Genomic DNA, 19,244 nt, shown 5'->3' with positions numbered 1-19,244 from the left:
CGTATATAATTGACAATTAACTGAAAACATTTTAACATTTAGATAAATATCTAAATGTCTAATTAGTGAAAGGAAGAAAGACATTGAATCAAGCGTTCAAAGCATTAGCAGATCCAACAAGGCGAAAAATTTTAGACTTATTAAAAGAAGGTGATCTAACCGCTGGTGAGATTGCTGAACATTTCAATATGACAAAACCAAGTATTTCACACCACTTAAACGCACTTAAAAATGCTGAACTTATTCAAGATGAGAAGAAAGGTCAATTCGTTATGTACTCTTTAAACACAACGGTCTTTCAAGATTTATTGACTTGGGTGTTTACATTTACGAATAAGGGGGAAGAGGGGAAATGAGGAAGCATATATTTCCGTTATTGTTAATTGCTTTAACGATTATTGCATGGTGCGTCGCGTGGCCTTATTTACCAGGAGAGGTTCCGAGCCATATAAATGTCTCGGGTGAAGTAGATGGACATATGTCGAAGATGGGCATGATGATTTTGGATGTTGCAGTTATGTTATTTATATATATTTTAGCAATTGTTTTACCTAAATTAGATACGAGATATGCGAATTACGGCAAGTTTTCGAAAGCATATATGATGATGAATGGAGCTATTTTATTATTCTTATTTGCTAATAACATCATGGCACTCGCAAATGCTTTAGGATACAACATTCCTATTGCAATTGTTGTGAACATAATGCTCGGTATACTCTTTATTGTACTCGGCAATTATATGCAGCAATGTAAACCAAATTTCTTCATAGGTATTAAAACGCCGTGGACGTTAAGTAATGAGGAAGTATGGAGAAAAACACATAGGTTAGGGGCAAAGATTATGATGATTGGCGGTATTGTAATTATGATTTCGGCGTTTCTACCGGGAATGTGGAAAGTGATTAGTTTGTTAAGTGTTGTTGCTGTATTGGTTGTTGGTACGATGGTGTATTCCTATGTCGCTTATAAAAAAGAACTAAAAATGTAAAATAAAGCTGCTTTTCCTTTTAGGGAAAAGCAGCTTTATTTTTTATTTCCTCAAAACCGGTATCCAAATTTGACTTTTAAAGTTTGGAGAAGATATATCTTTCTGTTCATTCCATAATATTTCCGGTCCTTCTGCTAGTTCATAGTTTGAGGAAGGAAACCATTCGGAATAAATGCGTCCCCATACATTTTGTAGTGCATCCGGAAATGGACCAACAGCTTCAAATATAGCCCACGTTGAAGCTGCAACTTCAAGTTGCGCAAATTGCTCTGGGCAATCTTTCATTGTGGCTACGCCAATATAGTGATCAAGTTCTCCTTTTTCCTCCATTCTTCCTTCAGAAAAGTTAGTAGAAGCACTAATAATTCCAGTAGGTTCCATATTTGAAAGTGACTTTAAAGTTTGAATGACATCTGGATTTAAACTTTTCCACATAGAAGCAATTTCTTCATTTACACCGTTAAATACAATCGGTACGCGTTTTGTAATACCTATAATTCGAAATGGTTCTTTTTCTTCAATTCGATAATTCATTTCATTTCCTCCTTGGATGGATAATTGGAAGGTCATTGGTGAATAGGCTTTTAGGGAATGACTACTATTTCGGGCCTCTGAAGGTGTTATGCCGTGCAAATTTTGAAAGGCACGCGCAAAAGAATCTGGTGAGTTGTACCCATATTTAATAGCGACATCAATGACTTTTGCATCGCTATTTTTTAGTTCAAAAGCAGCGAGAGTCAGACGTCTACAACGAATATATTCTGATAGTGATATGCCAGCTAGAAAAGAAAACATTCTTTTGAAATGATATTCCGAGCAGTAAGCTAGCTTCGCAACTTCTTTAAAATTAATTTCATTTGTTAGGTTGTTTTCAATATAGTGCATTGCAGCATTCATATTTTTAAGTGAATCCATATGATGACCTCCTCTGTACATAGAATAGCAGGAACGAAATAGCTCCATCCGACATTTCGTGCACAACTTTGTAGGGTACATTTTGTACCTTACAAAATTGTAATGTTCCTGTAAGGAGAATGAATGGATGGCATGATATCCCAATGTTATAGTAACAAAGTACTTTGATTCATTAGGTTAAATTTTGATTTCTTTGCTTACTGGTCTTACATAACTGTCATGTTTGTGTAAGAAACATCGATAGTGGAAAAAGTAGAGAATGTATATAGTGAAAATAGAGAATAGATGAAATGAGGGATGTCGAGATGAAAACAGTGTTAGAAGCAAAAAATATTGAAAAAGTATATGACACGGGTGGTAATAAATTTGCAGCGTTAAAAGGTATTAACTTACAAGTAAAAGAAGGTGAGTTCGTTGGAATTATGGGACCTTCTGGTTCTGGTAAGACGACTTTACTAAACGTTCTTTCTACAATTGATAATGCGACGAACGGTGAAATTTTAATTGATGGAAAAGATATTGTGAAAATGAATGATGATAAGTTAGCGTTATTCCGCCGCGATCATTTAGGTTTCATTTTCCAAGATTATAACTTATTAGATACGTTAACTGTAAAAGAGAACATTGCGTTACCTCTTGCGTTATCAAAGGTGAAAGCGAGTGAGATTGATCGCCGCGTTCTTGAAATCTCAAAGAAATTCGGTATTGATCATATTTTAAGTCAGTTCCCATATCAAGTATCTGGTGGACAGAAGCAAAGATGTGCGGCATCACGTGCAATCGTTACAAATCCAAGTATGATTTTCGGGGACGAGCCAACGGGAGCACTTGATTCGAAATCAGCGACAGATTTACTTGAAAGTATGAAGTCGCTAAATGAATATGATAATTCTACAATTTTAATGGTAACGCACGATGCGTTTGCGGCAAGTTACTGTAAACGAGTTATTTTCATTAAAGATGGTGAGTTATATAAAGAATTGCACCGCGGCGAGTTAACGCGTAAACAGTTCTTCCAACAAGTCGTTGATGTAATGTCTTCTATTTCCGGAGGTATGGCTGATGACCTTATCTAGCATTGCCCTCCGCAACATACAGCGGAACTTTAAAGACTACTTTGTATATTTTGCATCTATGATTTTTAGTATCGTTATTTACTTTACATTTAAAGCACTGCAATATAATTCACAAATGGAAAAAGCAGCGGAAGCTTCTAAAAAAATTAGCGGGGCATTCCAAGTTTCCAGTGTGATGCTTATTATTTTCGTAGCGGTGTTTATTATATATTCGAACGGTTTCTTTACAAGAAAACGTAAAAAAGAAGTTGGACTCTATTCCTTATTAGGTATTCGTAAAAGACAAATTGGTAAAATGCTCTTTTATGAAAATATGTTAATGGGGTTAATGTCTTTAATTATCGGGATTGCGATTGGTAGTGTCCTTTCAAAATTATTCCTTGAGTTATTAGTAAATATGATGGGATTAAATTTAAATGTTCATTTTGAAGTACCGATGGCTGCCATTATTGATACAGCAATTATTTTCTTTGTGATTATTTTATATACATCACTTCAAGGATATCGTTTAATTTATCGATTCAAGCTAATTGAACTTTTCCGTGCAGAACGTGAAGGAGAAGCAATGCCGAAGGGCTCTGTTATTATGGCATTCATTTCAGTTTTCTTAATCGGTTCAGGTTATTTCTTAGCGCTAATGTACATGAAAGCAGTTATGTATGCAGACTTTATGGTCGTTGCATTATACATTTTATTAGCGACAGTAGCAGGAACTTATTTATTGTTCATGTTCTTCACAGTATTTATATTGAAACGTGCGAGAAATAATAAATCAGCGTTTTATAACGGTATGAATATGGTAACGACATCACAGTTACTCTATCGCATTAAAGGAAATGCGAAATCACTGGCGACAATCGCTATTTTAAGTGCAGTAACATTAACGGCGGTTGGTACGTCAGTTACGATGTATTACAACACATTTACGCAATCAAAAGTTGCTGCGCCGTATAGTTATTCCTATGAGAAAAAAGATGCAGCATTAGATAAAAAAGTAAATGAAATACTTGCTGGAGAAAAGAATAATCATCCAGTCACATATGAATCAGAAGTTGAAATGATTCCTGTGAAAGGAACATTTAAAGGTGAAAGAGCGGATCAAGTTCTGAACACACACTATAATGTGACGAAGCAGTACCAGCTTATTTCTCAATCAAAATTTAATACAATCGCGAAACATTTAGATATAGAACCTGTAAATTTAAGTGCGAATGAAGCTTTTGTATATGATAGCTTATATATTGAAACACTTGATTTTGGTCCCCTTTACACAGGAAATACAGCTGTATTCCCTGTTGGAAATGAATTGAAAGAGTTAAAGATTAAAGGTGTAAATAGTAGAAGTGTTACAAACTTAAATGAATTATTTGTAATCGTTCCAGATCAAACATATGAGCAGGCGAAACAAGTAAACGAAACGCGCACTGTAAAAAATATTGATGTAAAAGGTGAGCGAAATAGTAAAGAGTTAACAGCGAAATTAGCAAGCGTTATGCCAGCTGGTGAATCAGAAGTTTTAAAACCATTTAACGATTTCTATACAGGATTCCAAATGGGGCTTGAAACGACAGGCTTAATGATGTTTATTGGGTTATTCTTAGGATTAGTCTTCCTATTAGCGACAGGCTCAATCATTTACTTTAAACAATTAACAGAAGCAAGTGCTGACCGTGATCGTTACATTGTCCTTCATAAAGTTGGTGTAACGAAGCAAGAAATGAAGAAAGCTATCGCAAAACAAGTAAGCTTTATCTTCGCTATTCCGTTAGTAATCGGAATTTTGCACAGCTTGTTTGCACTAAAAGGTTTAGGGAACATATTACCGTATGAAATCATGATCCCACTCCTAATTAGTATTGGAGTATACGGCGCTATTTATATCGGATATTACTTCTTAACAGTTCGTTCTTATTATAAGATTGTGAGTGCGAAATAATAAGTGAAGCTGTGAGGAAGGAAAAAGCCATTTACCTAATTTTTATAGGTGAGTGGCTTTTTTGTATAGAAATAATTAACGTGCATCAATTATGTCGATGAAACTAAAGGTATGTTTACGGCCAAAGGTATCTATACATATTAAAGAACGTTTCAAAGGGTTTAATTCAATTACAGTCATATACATTGTAGGGAAATAATTATCTTTATAATAAGTGACCAATATTTGTTTTTCTGAAATGAATGAGCGTAATAAAGTGTCTTCAATTCTTTCTCTATCATCGTATGGTGATACTTTTCCCGATTCTTTCATGTGAGCAGATTGTTTAGACATACTAGTCAATTGAACCGATTTTGATATATTTGTACTACTCATGCTTTCTATTCTCCTAACAATATATTTTCTATATAGGAAGGTTAATCACTATGGAAGTAACTACTGCTGATCATTCCGAAGTACCTTGTGTTAGTTTTATTATGTCTGATTGGGAACCGAATTTGCTTAGTACTAAAAAATTATCAAATTCATTCACTTATTTATAGTAATTTATTTGTCATTTTTGTACTTTTTTGAAGAGGATTAAAACTTTATTTTGGATGAAGGAGAGGAAATCAAATGGAGGAAGGTGAGCAAGTATGACAACTATCTCACCCTCTATTAAGAAAGCGTTTTTATATAACGGTATGATTTTCACGATATTGTCTAGGAGTCATGTTTGTAATTTTTTTGAAAACCCTTGTGAAATAACTTTGGTCATTAAAGTTAAGCCAGGCACAAATATCTGATAATGGGTAGGTCGTTAATGTTAATAACTTTTTGGCTTCTTCTACTCGTTCCCTCTGGATGTATTCACTTAAAGGAATTCCCACTTCTTTTTTAAATAGCTTTGATAAATAAGTAGGGGAAATATGTAAAAGGTTAGCAAGGTCATTAAGAGTTATTTCATCGTAAATATGTTTGTGAATATGATTTAGGCATGTAGTAATGGCATTAGAATATGCTTGATTATTATATTCTTTTACACGTTCTGCAAAAGTACATAATGCATCTTCAATTAATCTATTTACGGAATACATGTTATCTAGTTTTTCGATGGTTTGGATATATAAAGTACCGAGTGAAAAAGCAATATGTGATGGAAGATTACCATCTATCGCATATCGAATAGCTAGCGTAATGGCGATAATGCCATTATTTTTTTGGTTTCTCAGTTGATCTCCTTTAGATGAAATTGCTGAATCTTCTTGCGGGAAGGAATATGCATATTGTATGACTTTTTCTTTATTGCCTTCTTTAATTGCAGAAAAAAATTTACGTTCCAATGATATGTCATAATGTTGCGGATCATGCCGAAGACGTTTTGAAATGTATAGATCAGGATTTACGATTTTATAAGAAACATCTTCGAGCAATTTATTTTTTTTCCAAACAATATCGCGATCTAATTTTTCATTGAAAATGACGTAATGTAACCAAATACTTATATCAATTAGCGTACTTTTTTTCATCTCGGGTAGAAATTGATAGTAGTCTATTCCTTGCTGCGTTTTATCATTACAGTTGAAATACTTCATAAGTTTAATAGCCATTTCATCTGATACTTTTGGGTAAGTGGTAGGGCCGATTATAATCGTTCCTTTTATATGTTCATGATTTGTTATATGAATGCTAATGAAATTCTCAAGATATTTATTCCCTTTGAAAATTGGAAAATTACAAGGAGCATTTTCTTGATAAAGTTCATTCAGATGTTCTTCTTTAGAAGTATAAAAAGGACTACCAATCGTATGAGAAGTAGATTCATATACAATTTTTTTATTAGTAGCTAAAAATTGAACAGGTACATGAAAAGTGCTATGTACAAGGTCGCATAAGTGCTGTATGTCGATATAATTATTCATAATCTTCTCCTTTTAAATCGTTTTGAAATATATTTGAACCTATATTCGTTTCTACAAAATATAAATTTCTTATTATTTGAATTTCTTTGTTCATACAAAATAATTACATATGTTGGATAATAATGAAAGATAATTGACAGATTTATTTCTACAGATGTTGTATGAAAATAGACGTAGTGATGGTACCTTCCATAAAGTTCATTTTTTATATCCATTATACCGAATTAATAAATATAAGAGAGATGTTTATATATAAGAACAAATGATATATTCTTCATAAAATCTTAAGAAATCTCCTCAATTTTTGTTAAGAAACGATAGTTATACTTAAAAACAAGTTAAAAACTATTGAACAAATGGGGAGAGGTTTACATGCAGCTCATAACATTCTTACATGAATTTATTAAACATCCGAAACATACTGGTGCAGTTGCGCCAAGTTCAAAAATATTAGCAAAGAAAATGGTAGATGTAATTGATTTTAATAAAGCAAAATGCATCGTAGAGTTAGGGCCTGGTACAGGGGTTTTTACGAAGGAGATTATGAAGAGAAAAAAGAAGGGAACAATATTTCTTCTTATTGAAATTAATGAAGTGTTCTGCAATGAGTTAAAGAGAAAATATAAAGATGAGCAGAACGTTATTGTTGTACACGGTTCAGCTGAAAATATAAAGAAGTATATGGAAGAGTTCCATATAGAATGCGTGGATTATGTCTTATCGGGATTACCTTTTACCTCTTTACCAGAAGAAGTTTCAAAACGCATTTTAAATAATGTAATGGAAGCAATACATGAGAATGGGGAATTCATAACATTTCAATATTCACTTGTGAAAAAAGGATTTATACAGCATTTCTTTCCTCAAATTACATTAGAAAAAGTGTGGCTCAATTTCCCGCCAGCGTACGTCTTTAGCTGTAAAAAAGAGCTAAGGAGAGTATATGCATAATGGAATTGCATGAATTATTATCCTATATTGAGCAGTATGGTTATTGGGCGTTATTTTTCTGTTTATGGTTGGGTATTATCGGTATGCCAATTCCAGACGAAATGATTGTAATGAGTGGCGGATTTGTCTCTTCACTAGGGATATTAAGTATCATTCCTGCATTTTTATTAACGTATTTAGGAGTTGTATCCGGACTTTCTTTAGGTTATATACTAGGGAAAATATTTGGTACAAAAGTACTTCATAAACTAATGAAAAAGAAAAAGGCAAAATATCTTTTGAAATCTCAACAAATGGTAGAGAAATATGGTCATTATGCGTTAGTTACAAGTTACTTCATACCAGTTGTAAGACATATTGTACCGTATGTAGTTGGAATGAATAACATGTCATTTCGGGTATATGCTTTGTATTCCTATACGACAGGATTTGTTTGGACGCTCATTTATTTTGTGCTCGGTTCTTTATTCGGACAACATATTGAAAGAATTGTAGCAGTTGCGATAGAGTATGGTGTGTATTTTGGCGTAATTGTCGTTTTAATTGGTAGTTTGTTTTATGTAAAAAGAAGTGCAGTAGTGAGTAAGTAGCGGAGGCTGTTCCAAAATACATTTTGGACAGCCTTTTTTGTTGTTTCTACTATCAGTTTTTGTCGGTAAGTCGATATTCCTTGTCGAAACGTCGATATATTCGAAAAATCGTTGATATATTTTGAGTTGTGTTCGATATATTTGAAAAATCGCCGATATAATTTCATGTACCTAGATGTAACGCCACATTTCTTCTACATTAAGAAAAAGTTAAGAAACAGTACGAGTTTTTATTAAGAAATGCGCACTATACTTAGAAATGTTCTCAAGAAAACTTAATAAAAGGCGGAATATAAATGAAAAGATTTATTTTTGGATCATTACTTGTTATCGTCGCAGGAGCGACATATTTATTAAGTGGAAGTGCTACAGTAGATTCCATGAACCCGTTTCTTAAATTAGAATATCGTTATGCCGTAATTGATAACGATGGAAAAGATTTAGGTGGAAATAAAGGCCGTGCATACACAGTGAACACATATGATAAGGATGGAAACGAAAAAGAGATAACAATTGATGGAGTGGATACATTGCAAAAAGGTTCATACTGGCATGTAATTACGAGAGGAAAGTCTGTGCACGATAAGGTACAAATAGAAGAAGAAATAATTCCTGACGGTGCAAAGGCAAAGTTAGGATTGTAAATATAAACCCGATTCTCGATGAGAGAATCGGTTTTGTTATTTTATGGTAAAATTTAAAGGGGAGGAGTGAGAGGAATGCTACTCATTGTTAGCCTTATTTTAATTGGAATCATGTGTAGTATGAGAATAGTATCATTACATATGATAGAACGAGAAAAGATAGAAGAACGATACGTATATTGTCCAAAATGTGATGCGAAAATTAGAAAAGGGAATTCTGCTCCTTTTTGTTCGAAATGTAATGTAATCTTTTAAAGAAGATAAAAAGGCCAAAACGAACATATTTCAGTTCGTTTTGGCCTTTTTTGAATGAAGAGTAATAACAACTTTCTATGTTCCACTCATAATTTCTACGGTTATCTCCGCAAAAATAGGTTTTTTTTATAAAATCATTTTATTTTGGAGCTACAGACGTTGAAACATAAAATTGTTACTTATTAGTATCTATAACACTTTAAAGTGCGTACTTTTTATTGTGTTGTAGATAAGACATAATTACATACGTGAGAGGGAAATGAGTAGTGTAGAACTAAAAAGCATATACGTTATTTTTCATAACTATCGTGCTTTAATCGGTCAGCCCTTGTCACATTAATTGATATTCATTCATCATTTTTAAATAGATTTTAGGAGGAGATTTTAAATGAAAGATTTATTAAAAGGTACACTTGGTTTTGGTACGGCACCACTAGGTAATATGTACCGTAATATTCCAGAGGAAGAAGCAATCGCAACAGTGGATGCTGCTTGGGATAATGGTGTTCGTTACTTTGATACAGCTCCACTGTATGGATCTGGTTTAGCAGAGATTCGTCTTGGTGAAGCACTATCGAAAAGAAATCGTGATGAGTACTTCTTAAGTACAAAAGTAGGTCGAATTATTTCAGATGAATTGGAAGATCCATCTACACGTGATTTAGGTGAAAAAGGCGGACTTTTCGAATTTGGTCGTAAAAATAAAATCATCAACGACTACAGTGCGGATGCAACTCTTCGTTCTATTGAAGATAGTTTAAAACGTTTAAAAACAGATCGTCTAGATTTTGTTTATATTCATGACGTAGCACAAGATTTTTATGGAGATGAGTGGATTTCACAATTTGAGATTGCTCGAACAGGAGCATTCCGTGCACTTACTCAATTGCGTGATGAAGGTGTAATTAAAGGCTGGGGCCTTGGAGTAAATAAAGTAGAAGCTATTGAACTTATGCTGGACTTAGAAGAAGCAAAACCAAATGTATCTTTATTAGCTGGTCGCTATTCATTATTAGACCACGAGCGTGCGTTAGAACGCGTAATGCCTGCGGCTGTAAAAAACAATATGGACATTGTTGTTGGTGGACCATATAGCTCAGGTGTTCTTGCTGGAGGTACTCACTTTGAATACCAAAAAGCGTCACCAGAAATCATTGAAAAAGTTAATAAAATGAAAAACCTTGCCGATCGTCATGGAATCAGTATTAAAGCTGCTGCTTTACAGTTTTCACTGGCTAACCCAGCGGTTGCTGCTGTTATTCCAGGTGCAAGTAAACCGGAACGAATTGCAGAAGACCAAGCTGCATTGAAAACAGTGATTCCAGCAGCGTTCTGGGAAGAAATGCGTGAACAAAAATTAGTTGCAGTTAATGCACCACTACCAATTAACGTTAAATAAAAAGGAGAGTAATGAAAATGGCAAATACTATTACATCTATTGAAATTCCAGCTTCACCTGCCCAAGTATGGCAATTAATCGGAGGTTTTGATGCACTTCCAGATTGGTTACCATATATCCCTAGCAGTAAAGTAACGGAAGGTGGACGTGTACGTCATTTAGCTAATCCTGATGGCGATGCAATCGTAGAGCGCTTAGAAGCATTTAATGAGAAAGAACGTTACTACACATATTCAATTATGCAAGCACCATTCCCTGTGACGAATTATTTATCTACAATCCGTGTTAAAGAAGGTAAAGATGCTAACACATCATTAGTTGAATGGTCTGGTAGCTTCACTCCTGTAGCGGTTACTGATGAAGAGGCAATTAATCTATTCCATGGCATTTATAAAGATGGTTTAGAGGCGTTACAACAAACATATTTAGCTTAATCAATTTATTAAACATTTGAAAGTCTGCAGTGTAACAACTGCAGACTTTTTTGATTATGGAATTTCTTTTTAAGAAAATATTAAGAAACCCTAGCACTATTTGTTAAGAAAATGTATCTATACTGAATTCTGTTGCTTAAAGAGAACATCACGAATTATAACAGGAGGTACAAATAGATGAAAACGATGTTAGAAGCGAAAGGGATTTCGAAAATATATAATACAGGCGGGAATACGTTTGAAGCGTTGAAAGATATTCATCTGCAGGTGAAAGAAGGAGAGTTTGTCGGTATTATGGGACCATCTGGTTCTGGTAAGACGACACTTTTGAATGTTCTTTCTACTATTGATACGGCTTCAAAGGGTGAGATTTTAATTGATGGAAAAGATATTGTGAAGATGAATGATGATGAATTGGCACTCTTTCGCCGTAATCATTTAGGGTTCATTTTTCAAGACTATAACTTATTAGATACGTTAACGGTACGAGAAAATATTGCATTGCCACTTGCTTTGTCAAAAGTGAAGGCGAAAGAAGTAGAATCTCGCGTTGAGAAGATTGCGAAGAAGTTTGGAATAGATCATATTTTAAATCAGTATCCGTATGAAGTATCCGGTGGACAAAAACAACGCTGCGCAGCATCAAGGGCAATTGTAACAAGTCCAAGTATGATTTTTGGAGATGAGCCAACTGGTGCGCTTGATTCAAAGTCAGCGACGGATTTATTAGAAAGTATGAAGACATTAAATGAAAAAGATCTTGTAACGATTTTAATGGTAACGCATGATGCGTTTGCGGCAAGTTATTGTAAACGTGTTGTATTTATTAAAGATGGAAAGTTATATAAAGAATTACATCGTAAAGGGATGACACGAAAACAGTTCTTCCAGCAAATTATTGATATGATGTCTTCCATATCTGGAGGTGCGACAAATGAGCTTATCTAGCATTGCACTTCGTAATATAAAACGAAATTTTAAAGATTATTTTATATACTTTGCCTCTATGATTTTTAGCATCGTCATTTATTTTACGTTTAAGGCGTTGCAATACAATTCACAAATAAGTGAAGCTGGAGATAACATCGGACGAGGATTCCAGCTCGCGAGTGTTATGCTCATTATTTTCGTTGCGGTATTTATTATATATTCGAATGGTTTCTTTACACGAAAGCGTAAGAAGGAAATAGGTCTTTATTCTTTACTCGGTATTCGAAAGAAAGAAATAGGTAAAATGCTTTTTTATGAAAATATGTTAATGGGTTTATTATCGTTAGTAATCGGAATTGTAATTGGTAGCTTACTTTCAAAAGGATTCCTAAAGCTACTTGTAAATATGTTAGAGCTACATGTAAATGTTCATTTTGAAGTACCAATTGGAGCTATTATAGATACAGCAGTTATTTTTTGTTTCATTATTTTATATACGTCATTTAAAGGATACCGCGTTATTTATCAATTTAAGTTAATCGAGCTATTTCGTGCAGATAACGAAGGCGAAGTTATGCCAAAAGATTCTAAAATAATGGCTATCATTTCTTTATTATTAATTGGATCAGGTTATTTCTTTTCAGTAACGGCTATTAAAAATGCAAGCAGCGATAACTTTATGCCACTTGCGCTTTATATTGTATTAGCAACAGTACTTGGAACGTATTTATTATTTAGGTTCTTTACTGTTTTTGCATTAAAAAGAGCGCGAGATATAAAATCTTCATTTTATAATGGAATGAAAATGGTGACGACATCTCAATTACTATACCGCATTAAAGGAAATGCAAAATCGTTAGCGACAATTGCTGTATTAAGCGCAGTAACGTTAACAGCGGTTGGAATGTCTGTTACGATGTATTACAACACATATATGCAGGCGAAGAAATATCACCCAGTTAGTTATTCATATGAAAAGAAAGATATAGAATTGGATCGTAAAGTGAGTGGGATTTTAAAAGAAGGAAAGAATGAAGTCATTCATCAATATGAATTAGAGACAGTAAAAGTAGTAGGAGAATACGATGATGGAACTTCATTACAATCAAGAACAACAGAACTTATCGCACAATCATCATTTAATAAAATTGCAAAATATTTAAATGAAGAAACTTTAGATTTAAAGAAGAACGAATTGTATGCATTTGATGGTATGTACAGTGAAGGTAAGAGAGATAGTGGGGTATATAAAAATCGAAAGGCTACATTCCAAATTGAAGAAGTAGCACCAGTACAAGTGAAAGATGTACAAGCAAAAAACATTACAAACTTATATGAACTTCTAGTTGTTGTTCCAGACGAAGTATATGAGCAAGCAAAGAAGACAATTGGCTCTCATACTGTAAAAAATATTGATGTGAAAGATGAAAGAAATAGTAAAGTATTAACGGAGAATTTAAAGAAAGTAATACCGGAAGAAGATGCAGAAGGTAAAGAACAATTCAGTGATTTCTATACTATTTTCCGTGATGGTATTGAGGTATCAGGTTTAATGATGTTTAGTGGTATGTTCTTAGGACTTGTATTTTTACTCGCAACAGGGTCTATCATTTACTTCAAGCAATTAACAGAAGCACATGCAGATCGTGAGCGTTACATCGTTCTTCGAAAACTAGGTGTCACGAAAAAAGAAATGAAAAGGGCAATCGCAAAACAAATGAGATTTATTTTCTTCATTCCTTTAGTAGTTGGCATATTACACACTTTATTTGCATTAACAGGATTAGCGACAGTACTTCCGTATGAAATTGCAGTTCCGTTGTTAATTAGCATCGGCGTGTATAGTGTTATTTATATTGGTTATTATTTGTTGACGGTTCGTGCTTATTTTGGGATCGTTAGTAAATAGAAAAGAGAGAAAGAGAGCATAGTGAAAATTATGTTCTCTTTCGCTTTTTATCATTATTTATTTTCTAAAATTCGTTCAACATCATGTACACTTAATTTACTTGCCTTAGCAATCGTCTCAAGTGGTATACCAAGATCATACATACTTTTAATCATTTGGATTTTTCCCTGTTGAACTCCTTCTTTTCGACCTTTTTCTATACCTTGTTCTAAGCCTTTTTCCATACCTTTTTCCATACCCTTTTCCATGCCTCTTTTCATACCTTCTGTCTCTGCGTGGGCGAATTTTGCTGCTTCATCCATTAAAACTTTCTCCCTTGCGTCATAGGCTTGTCGGAAAGAGGAATCTTGACTCATACGTTCCCACTTGTTTATTGCTTTTTGTAAAATAGGGTCTTGGTTCATAGCAATATCCTCCAATAGTTTAGTTAAGTGCTCATCCTCATTTGCTGAAAGCAATAAAAGCCAACGAGCAAATGGGTCTTTCCACGGATTTACTTTTTCTTCATGCCACTGTTCTGTTAACTTTGGAATTTCTACAATGTGAATTTCTATGTCATCACTCAAGAGTTTCTGTTGTTGTGTATTCCACAATGTGCCCTTTGTATGAAATTCTTTGTGATCTAAAAACATTATGAAGTTCAATAAATTAATGGTGATGGTTTTACGAAGTGCACTGTAGGGCATACCTTTTTGTAACTGGGATGTGTATAATTTTCCCCAATAATATAAACTGCGTTTCATCATATCGTGATTATTATTAAGCTGTATTTCTACATTTACTTTTGTCCCTGTGTCTAATGTTACTGAAATATCTAGAATTGATAATTTATCATTTGCGTGTTCTCGGTGTAAATGTGGATCTTCTAATTGTAGAGAAGCAATAGGTGACTCTAAAGACTCTTGTAACATCGCGTTTAAAAAGGCAATGAGAATATCTTCACTACCATTCGTACCAAACAATTGTTTAAATGCAAAATCAATGCGTAAATTCACTAATTGTTGGTTGAACAAAGGTTGTCCTCTCCCTTATATGAAGGTGCTTCTTTTCTTAATTGTATCTAAAAATAACTAGAGGATGCAAATAGACCATTCTGCTATTTTTAAGTAGGATTATTATAATGTCAGAGGTAAGTATGGTTATGTTATACTCTAGTGAAATTGGGAAGTAGCGTATGAAACGGAAGAATGGAAACATGTTGAAGATGAAAAAGTAAGTGAAAATGAATTCTTCCAATCAGTAGCCGCTGCAATAGAGAAGAAAGATCCAAGTATTATTGTGAAGAAGGATGCTAATACGCACTGGAAAAATTGGGTGGAGTTTGATTACGAAAATTCATATTGAAATATCTTTGTAATAAAAAAGACGCGCTAAAATGTTAAAACTTTAGCTCGTCTTTTTGTATTACACAACCGCAGGGTTATAAATCATCGTAAAGTGCCCTTGTAACAATTCAATATGACAAGGTGTATGAAGCGAACTTTCTCCATCTGTATCTACTTCTTTTTCTTCTTCTGTTTCGATATGAATGGATTTCGCTTTTACGTGGAAGATGTCATTTTCGTTTGAGTCTTCAAATAGTTTCTTTCCGATGTAATCTTTAAATGCTTGAATACCTGTTGATTTGACTACGAAAATATCAAGTGTTCCGTCGTCACATTTTACGTTCGGAATAAAGGATGGGATACCGCCAAGATATTCACCGTTGCCAACCATAACAAGAACAGCTTCGTCTTCATATACTTGTCCGTCGTACGTAATTTTTACCGGGAATGTTTCAGCATTTTTTACAGTTCGGATTGTGCTTAAATAGTAACCGATTTTACCAAGCTTTGCTTTCTCTTCTGCATCGATATTGTTTGATACTTCAGATACGAGACCAATCCCCCAGAAGTTTAAAAAATGTTGTCCGTTTGCTTTTGCAACGTCAACTGATTTTACGTGTTCCTTTGTGATCAGCTTTGCTGCTTCTGCAATGTTTTGCGGAACGCCGAGTGTGCGAGAGAAGTCATTGCAAGTTCCGCCTGGAATGATTGCAAGTGTAGGTCTAGTTTCAAGAGGTGCTAAGCCGTTTGTGCATTCAAATACTGTTCCGTCACCACCAAAGACGATAATTAAATCTACTTTACTAGCAAACTCTTGGCAATATTTCGTTGCATCACCTTGCTTTTTCGTATGAAGGATATGTAAGTCAGGAAAAGCTGCGGCAAGAGGTGGTACGATTTTCGTTAAATTTGTATGTAAGTCGCCTTGTCCAGCTTTTGGATTTACGATGAGGAGTACTTTTTCAAATTTTGTCTTTGTCATTTTTCATCTCTCCCTGTTTTTTTGTAATGGAAAGAAGGAGCTGTTCCGATGTATTTCAGAACAGCTTCTTCCTATTAATAGGGTGCTAAGATTGTCGGTTATTGTCGGTAAGTCGATATATTGAAAAAATCGCCGATATAAATTTCATGTACTATCGTTTTTTTAAGTTATATGATTATTCCGTTACAACCGAAGCAATAAATGGTAAGTTACGATATTTTTCTGCGCAGTCGATGCCGTAGCCAACGATAAATTCGTCTGGAATTTGGAAGCCAACATATTCAGCTTTTAAGTCCACTTTACGACGCTCAGGTTTATCAAGTAGCGTACAGAATTTTAACGCTTTTGGTTTATGCATAAAGAAGTGGTCTTTTAAGAAGTGAAGTGTTAAGCCAGAATCGATAATGTCTTCTACGACAATTACGTTTTTGCCAGTAATGTTTACATCGATATCTTTTAATAGTTTTACTTTGCCAGTTGTTTCTGTTTGATTTCCGTAGCTAGATGCAGAAATAAAGTCGATTGTTACATCGTTTTTAATGTGACGAATTAAATCAGCAGCAAATACGAAAGATCCTTTTAATACAGCGATTACTACAATTTCTTCTCCTTCAAAATCACGTTCGATTTGAAGTGCTAGTTCTTTTACTTTTTCTTGTAATTGTTCTTCAGAAATTAAAGTGTCTTTTATTTCAATATTCATTGGAGTCCTCCTACAGTGTAAAACTTGCGAACATTTCGACTGTAAAGGATAGAAAGGAAAAAGTCAAAGAAGATATAAGTTTTTTACAAAAATACCCACAAAATAGTCAGATGATATGATATACTGATTATATTAAGAAAACGCTTCCATAAAGGGTGATTATGATGAAAAAGAAAGAGTATACAAGTGCAACATTTATAAAAGCATTGCTATTAACAATTGTTCTTGGCCTGTTGGCTTATATAATTGATGTACCAGTGATTCGGATTTCACTAATTGGAATGACTTTAGTATTAGGTGCAATTTCTCATGGTATGATGTCGCAGCTACAAGAAGCTGGACTTGATGATATGAAAGATCATATAGATAAGAAATAAGAGACCTTCACATAGGCATAGTGAAGGTTTTTTTGTTTCTTACAAAAATGTAAGGTAGTTGTAAGACAAATCGATAGTTGCATAGTAGTGTTTTGGATAAACTATGGGTGTAAGGTAAAAGGCAAGCATATTTTAGGTAAATTAAGTTTTAGGCACTCTATATGTGAAAAAGGAGTAGGAGGGCATGGAGAAACGTTGGACGACCTTTTCTTTTTTAGCAACTAGTAACACCGTGATGCTAGCTGGCGAAATGGATTTTTTGCACTTGTTTGATCGAGAAGACGATCATTCTTCTTCTAAGTTTACAATGAAATGGAATAAATGGAGCGAAAGTTGTAGGTTTGAAGAAGAGACCCCTAACGAAGAGCAAAAGATTATTTTGACAAACCCTATTAAAGCGTGGGTTGTTCAACGTCGTAAGTGTAACGTCAAAAATCACTTAAAGAAAACTGAGCCGAGACAATTAGTTATCGCTCCGGCCCGTTCTACTTCTAAATCACGCGAAAGTAACATGTAAATAATTGAGACACACACCCGAAAAAACATCGTATATATTGCGATGTTTTTTTCTTTTTCTACAATGAAATCTTTAAATGAAATATATTTCATCTGCATTTTATATTTATATCTCTTGTTTATTCTAGTGATACATCCGATGCGAAGTGATGTAAAACGTATAAAAGGAGAGAAATGAAATGAAAAAGAAACTATTATCAATCTGTACAATGGCACTTTTAACAGTAGGACATTCTTCAGTAGCAAGCGCGGATACTGGAACAGTAACGAAGGAAGAAGCAACGCAACAGCAGCAAGATAAAGCTAAAAAAGAAGAAGCGATTAAGATACAGCAAAAGAGTGATGCGGAGAAAAAGCAAGCGGCACAAGTACAAGAAAAAAATGATATGGCTAAAAAAGAGGAAGCAATAAAAGCTGAGAAAAAAAGTGAAGAAGAGAAAAAGAGAATAGCGCAAGAACAGTTAAAAAGTGATATGGCAAAAAAAGAAGCCGCAATTAAGGAACAGCAAAAAAAATGATGTAGCAAAAAAAGAAGTAGCAAAGCCAGTTGTACAAGGTGAAAAATTACCAAACACAGCTTCTAATAATGTAGCAATGATGGCACTAAGCGCATGCTTTGTAGGGGTAGGGACATTATTTGGTTTGAATCGTCGCAATAAAGTTAAGGCGTAAATAAAATATTCTCCTATAAAGAATGGGATAATTTCATATATTAAAAATGGTAGGTTATTCCTACCATTTTTGGCATGGAGGGATGAAACATGAAGTTACTCAATTATATCGGTATCATATTGATGGCTATAGGACTATTTATGGGATCATATTACGCTATGGAATGGTATAAAGGAAAAAACTCTGCTCAGCAACTGACAGAAGAAGAAATAAAGAGTCTTAACAATATACAACATAATCAACTTTCACATGAAACCCCCGTAACTTCTCAAGTGCCTTCTTCCCAAACAGAACATAAAGAAGGAGAAAAGGTAGCGATGTTACATATACCGAAATTAAAGAAGAAATTTTCTATATATTGGGGAGCGGATGATACAACTTTGAAAAAAGGAGTTGGAATGTTCGTTAGTGACGTAACGACAACGCCATCTGGAGGGGGACATACTGTACTAAGTGGACATCGAGATACTGTCTTTACAGATTTAGGAGAGTTAAAAGAAAGAGACACTCTTATGTTAGAGTATGATAATAAAACTTACACATATGAAATTCAAAAAATATGGATTACCCATGCGGATGATCGTACTGTTATTATAAAAAAAGAAGAACCGATACTAACACTCACGACTTGCTATCCATTTAATTATATAGGGGATGCGCCAGATAGATATATTATCGAGGCGAAGTTAACTGCTAGTTATTCAAAATGAAATTATAGTTTCTGAAAGCGAGAGGGGG

The 19,244-nt window shown here is 34.1% G+C and carries 21 protein-coding genes and 2 pseudogenes; 17 read left to right on the top strand and 6 right to left on the bottom strand.

What is annotated here, in order from left to right; genetic code table 11:
• Positions 1-83: 83 nt before the first annotated feature.
• The gene (locus ACTT1L_RS10825) at positions 84-356 is read left to right on the top strand and encodes an autorepressor SdpR family transcription factor (protein ID WP_001070523.1); all 273 of its coding nucleotides are present in this window, start codon (positions 84-86) and stop codon (positions 354-356) included.
• Positions 353-991, top strand: coding sequence for an SdpI family protein (locus ACTT1L_RS10820; protein ID WP_076874931.1), 639 nt, complete (start codon positions 353-355; stop codon positions 989-991). The genes ACTT1L_RS10825 and ACTT1L_RS10820 overlap by 4 nt, the downstream gene beginning before the upstream one ends.
• Before the next feature lie 42 nt (positions 992-1,033).
• Here ACTT1L_RS10820 and ACTT1L_RS10815 read toward each other — a convergent pair whose 3' ends face one another.
• On the bottom strand, positions 1,034-1,906 hold the full coding sequence (locus ACTT1L_RS10815) for an AraC family transcriptional regulator (protein ID WP_000377685.1): 873 nt from the start codon (positions 1,904-1,906) through the stop codon (positions 1,034-1,036).
• Positions 1,907-2,211: 305 nt separating this feature from the next.
• Here ACTT1L_RS10815 and ACTT1L_RS10810 point away from each other — a divergent pair, with 305 nt between their 5' ends.
• Both ACTT1L_RS10810 and ACTT1L_RS10805 read left to right on the top strand, forming a co-directional pair.
• Positions 2,212-2,982 carry an ABC transporter ATP-binding protein gene (locus ACTT1L_RS10810; RefSeq protein WP_000859654.1) on the top strand — a complete coding sequence of 257 codons (771 nt, stop codon included), beginning with the start codon at positions 2,212-2,214 and terminating at the stop codon, positions 2,980-2,982.
• The gene (locus ACTT1L_RS10805) at positions 2,969-4,918 is read left to right on the top strand and encodes an ABC transporter permease (protein ID WP_442821903.1); all 1,950 of its coding nucleotides are present in this window, start codon (positions 2,969-2,971) and stop codon (positions 4,916-4,918) included. Before ACTT1L_RS10810 ends, ACTT1L_RS10805 begins: the two co-directional genes overlap by 14 nt.
• A gap of 75 nt (positions 4,919-4,993) precedes the next feature.
• Here ACTT1L_RS10805 and ACTT1L_RS10800 read toward each other — a convergent pair whose 3' ends face one another.
• Entirely contained in the window at positions 4,994-5,293 is a 300-nt protein-coding gene (locus ACTT1L_RS10800) for a YolD-like family protein (RefSeq protein ID WP_061184986.1), read from the bottom strand.
• A gap of 296 nt (positions 5,294-5,589) precedes the next feature.
• On the bottom strand, positions 5,590-6,819 hold the full coding sequence (locus ACTT1L_RS10795; protein ID WP_001067274.1) for a helix-turn-helix domain-containing protein: 1,230 nt from the start codon (positions 6,817-6,819) through the stop codon (positions 5,590-5,592).
• A 372-nt stretch (positions 6,820-7,191) separates the two neighbouring features.
• Here ACTT1L_RS10795 and ACTT1L_RS10790 point away from each other — a divergent pair, with 372 nt between their 5' ends.
• From ACTT1L_RS10790 to ACTT1L_RS10755, 8 genes are all read left to right on the top strand, one after another.
• Positions 7,192-7,770 (top strand): class I SAM-dependent methyltransferase, encoded by a 579-nt coding sequence (locus ACTT1L_RS10790; protein ID WP_061131987.1) that lies wholly within the window; start codon positions 7,192-7,194, stop codon positions 7,768-7,770.
• Positions 7,770-8,360, top strand: a complete 591-nt coding sequence (locus tag ACTT1L_RS10785) for a DedA family protein (protein ID WP_061131988.1) — start codon at positions 7,770-7,772, stop codon at positions 8,358-8,360. Before ACTT1L_RS10790 ends, ACTT1L_RS10785 begins: the two co-directional genes overlap by 1 nt.
• A gap of 296 nt (positions 8,361-8,656) precedes the next feature.
• The gene (locus tag ACTT1L_RS10780) at positions 8,657-9,004 is read left to right on the top strand and encodes a YxeA family protein (protein ID WP_046199465.1); all 348 of its coding nucleotides are present in this window, start codon (positions 8,657-8,659) and stop codon (positions 9,002-9,004) included.
• 75 nt (positions 9,005-9,079) lie between these two features.
• Complete coding sequence (locus tag ACTT1L_RS10775) at positions 9,080-9,259, top strand: hypothetical protein (protein ID WP_000924671.1); 180 nt, start codon at positions 9,080-9,082, stop codon at positions 9,257-9,259.
• A 388-nt stretch (positions 9,260-9,647) separates the two neighbouring features.
• Positions 9,648-10,658, top strand: coding sequence for an aldo/keto reductase (locus ACTT1L_RS10770; RefSeq protein WP_000653984.1), 1,011 nt, complete (start codon positions 9,648-9,650; stop codon positions 10,656-10,658).
• Positions 10,659-10,675: 17 nt separating this feature from the next.
• Positions 10,676-11,092, top strand: a complete 417-nt coding sequence (locus ACTT1L_RS10765) for an SRPBCC family protein (RefSeq protein ID WP_000024113.1) — start codon at positions 10,676-10,678, stop codon at positions 11,090-11,092.
• Between the two features lie 177 nt (positions 11,093-11,269).
• Complete coding sequence (locus ACTT1L_RS10760; protein ID WP_000855640.1) at positions 11,270-12,040, top strand: ABC transporter ATP-binding protein; 771 nt, start codon at positions 11,270-11,272, stop codon at positions 12,038-12,040.
• Complete coding sequence (locus ACTT1L_RS10755; RefSeq protein ID WP_048557017.1) at positions 12,027-13,931, top strand: ABC transporter permease; 1,905 nt, start codon at positions 12,027-12,029, stop codon at positions 13,929-13,931. The genes ACTT1L_RS10760 and ACTT1L_RS10755 overlap by 14 nt, the downstream gene beginning before the upstream one ends.
• A 53-nt stretch (positions 13,932-13,984) precedes the next feature.
• Here ACTT1L_RS10755 and ACTT1L_RS10750 read toward each other — a convergent pair whose 3' ends face one another.
• Positions 13,985-14,944: an Rpn family recombination-promoting nuclease/putative transposase gene (locus ACTT1L_RS10750; protein ID WP_076867806.1), complete on the bottom strand. Its 960-nt coding sequence runs from the start codon at positions 14,942-14,944 to the stop codon at positions 13,985-13,987.
• A gap of 145 nt (positions 14,945-15,089) precedes the next feature.
• On the opposite strand from ACTT1L_RS10750, the pseudogene ACTT1L_RS10745 reads away from it, so the two are divergent.
• Positions 15,090-15,275: pseudogene (locus ACTT1L_RS10745) on the top strand (DUF7003 family protein); the annotation flags it as partial.
• Between the two features lie 60 nt (positions 15,276-15,335).
• On the opposite strand, the gene ACTT1L_RS10740 reads toward ACTT1L_RS10745, so the two are convergent.
• Positions 15,336-16,238: a diacylglycerol/lipid kinase family protein gene (locus tag ACTT1L_RS10740; protein ID WP_442821902.1), complete on the bottom strand. Its 903-nt coding sequence runs from the start codon at positions 16,236-16,238 to the stop codon at positions 15,336-15,338.
• Between the two features lie 175 nt (positions 16,239-16,413).
• On the bottom strand, positions 16,414-16,941 hold the full coding sequence (gene hpt, locus ACTT1L_RS10735; RefSeq protein WP_001019304.1) for a hypoxanthine phosphoribosyltransferase: 528 nt from the start codon (positions 16,939-16,941) through the stop codon (positions 16,414-16,416).
• A 161-nt stretch (positions 16,942-17,102) separates the two neighbouring features.
• Between hpt and ACTT1L_RS10730 the strand changes: the two genes are divergently transcribed.
• The 4 genes and pseudogenes from ACTT1L_RS10730 to ACTT1L_RS10715 all read left to right on the top strand — a co-directional run bounded on the left by ACTT1L_RS10730 (position 17,103) and on the right by ACTT1L_RS10715 (position 19,216).
• Positions 17,103-17,318: a hypothetical protein gene (locus ACTT1L_RS10730; protein WP_003267904.1), complete on the top strand. Its 216-nt coding sequence runs from the start codon at positions 17,103-17,105 to the stop codon at positions 17,316-17,318.
• 184 nt (positions 17,319-17,502) lie between these two features.
• A complete protein-coding gene (locus ACTT1L_RS10725) occupies positions 17,503-17,835 on the top strand; it encodes a hypothetical protein (protein WP_000415594.1) in 333 nt (110 codons plus the stop codon).
• Positions 17,836-18,013: 178 nt separating this feature from the next.
• Positions 18,014-18,506: pseudogene (locus ACTT1L_RS10720) on the top strand (LPXTG cell wall anchor domain-containing protein).
• 89 nt (positions 18,507-18,595) lie between these two features.
• Entirely contained in the window at positions 18,596-19,216 is a 621-nt protein-coding gene (locus ACTT1L_RS10715; RefSeq protein ID WP_242303127.1) for a class D sortase, read from the top strand.
• Positions 19,217-19,244 lie beyond the last annotated feature (28 nt).

The sequence above is a fragment of the Bacillus sp. FH genome, assembly GCF_052216825.1.
In the GTDB taxonomy this organism is placed as follows: Bacteria; Bacillota; Bacilli; order Bacillales; family Bacillaceae_G; genus Bacillus_A; species Bacillus_A paranthracis.
Note: the sequence above shows the minus strand (reverse complement) of the source record. Positions and strands in the feature narration are given on the sequence as shown.

Coding starts and splice junctions, on each gene's coding strand:
- ACTT1L_RS10820 (WP_076874931.1), top strand. CDS start 353: ATGAGGAAGCATATATTTCCGTTATTGTTAATTGCTTTAACGATTATT.
- ACTT1L_RS10815 (WP_000377685.1), bottom strand. CDS start 1,906: ATGGATTCACTTAAAAATATGAATGCTGCAATGCACTATATTGAAAAC.
- ACTT1L_RS10810 (WP_000859654.1), top strand. CDS start 2,212: ATGAAAACAGTGTTAGAAGCAAAAAATATTGAAAAAGTATATGACACG.
- ACTT1L_RS10805 (WP_442821903.1), top strand. CDS start 2,969: ATGACCTTATCTAGCATTGCCCTCCGCAACATACAGCGGAACTTTAAA.
- ACTT1L_RS10800 (WP_061184986.1), bottom strand. CDS start 5,293: ATGAGTAGTACAAATATATCAAAATCGGTTCAATTGACTAGTATGTCT.
- ACTT1L_RS10795 (WP_001067274.1), bottom strand. CDS start 6,819: ATGAATAATTATATCGACATACAGCACTTATGCGACCTTGTACATAGC.
- ACTT1L_RS10790 (WP_061131987.1), top strand. CDS start 7,192: ATGCAGCTCATAACATTCTTACATGAATTTATTAAACATCCGAAACAT.
- ACTT1L_RS10785 (WP_061131988.1), top strand. CDS start 7,770: ATGGAATTGCATGAATTATTATCCTATATTGAGCAGTATGGTTATTGG.
- ACTT1L_RS10780 (WP_046199465.1), top strand. CDS start 8,657: ATGAAAAGATTTATTTTTGGATCATTACTTGTTATCGTCGCAGGAGCG.
- ACTT1L_RS10775 (WP_000924671.1), top strand. CDS start 9,080: ATGCTACTCATTGTTAGCCTTATTTTAATTGGAATCATGTGTAGTATG.
- ACTT1L_RS10770 (WP_000653984.1), top strand. CDS start 9,648: ATGAAAGATTTATTAAAAGGTACACTTGGTTTTGGTACGGCACCACTA.
- ACTT1L_RS10765 (WP_000024113.1), top strand. CDS start 10,676: ATGGCAAATACTATTACATCTATTGAAATTCCAGCTTCACCTGCCCAA.
- ACTT1L_RS10760 (WP_000855640.1), top strand. CDS start 11,270: ATGAAAACGATGTTAGAAGCGAAAGGGATTTCGAAAATATATAATACA.
- ACTT1L_RS10755 (WP_048557017.1), top strand. CDS start 12,027: ATGAGCTTATCTAGCATTGCACTTCGTAATATAAAACGAAATTTTAAA.
- ACTT1L_RS10740 (WP_442821902.1), bottom strand. CDS start 16,238: ATGACAAAGACAAAATTTGAAAAAGTACTCCTCATCGTAAATCCAAAA.
- hpt (WP_001019304.1), bottom strand. CDS start 16,941: ATGAATATTGAAATAAAAGACACTTTAATTTCTGAAGAACAATTACAA.
- ACTT1L_RS10730 (WP_003267904.1), top strand. CDS start 17,103: ATGATGAAAAAGAAAGAGTATACAAGTGCAACATTTATAAAAGCATTG.
- ACTT1L_RS10725 (WP_000415594.1), top strand. CDS start 17,503: ATGGAGAAACGTTGGACGACCTTTTCTTTTTTAGCAACTAGTAACACC.
- ACTT1L_RS10715 (WP_242303127.1), top strand. CDS start 18,596: ATGAAGTTACTCAATTATATCGGTATCATATTGATGGCTATAGGACTA.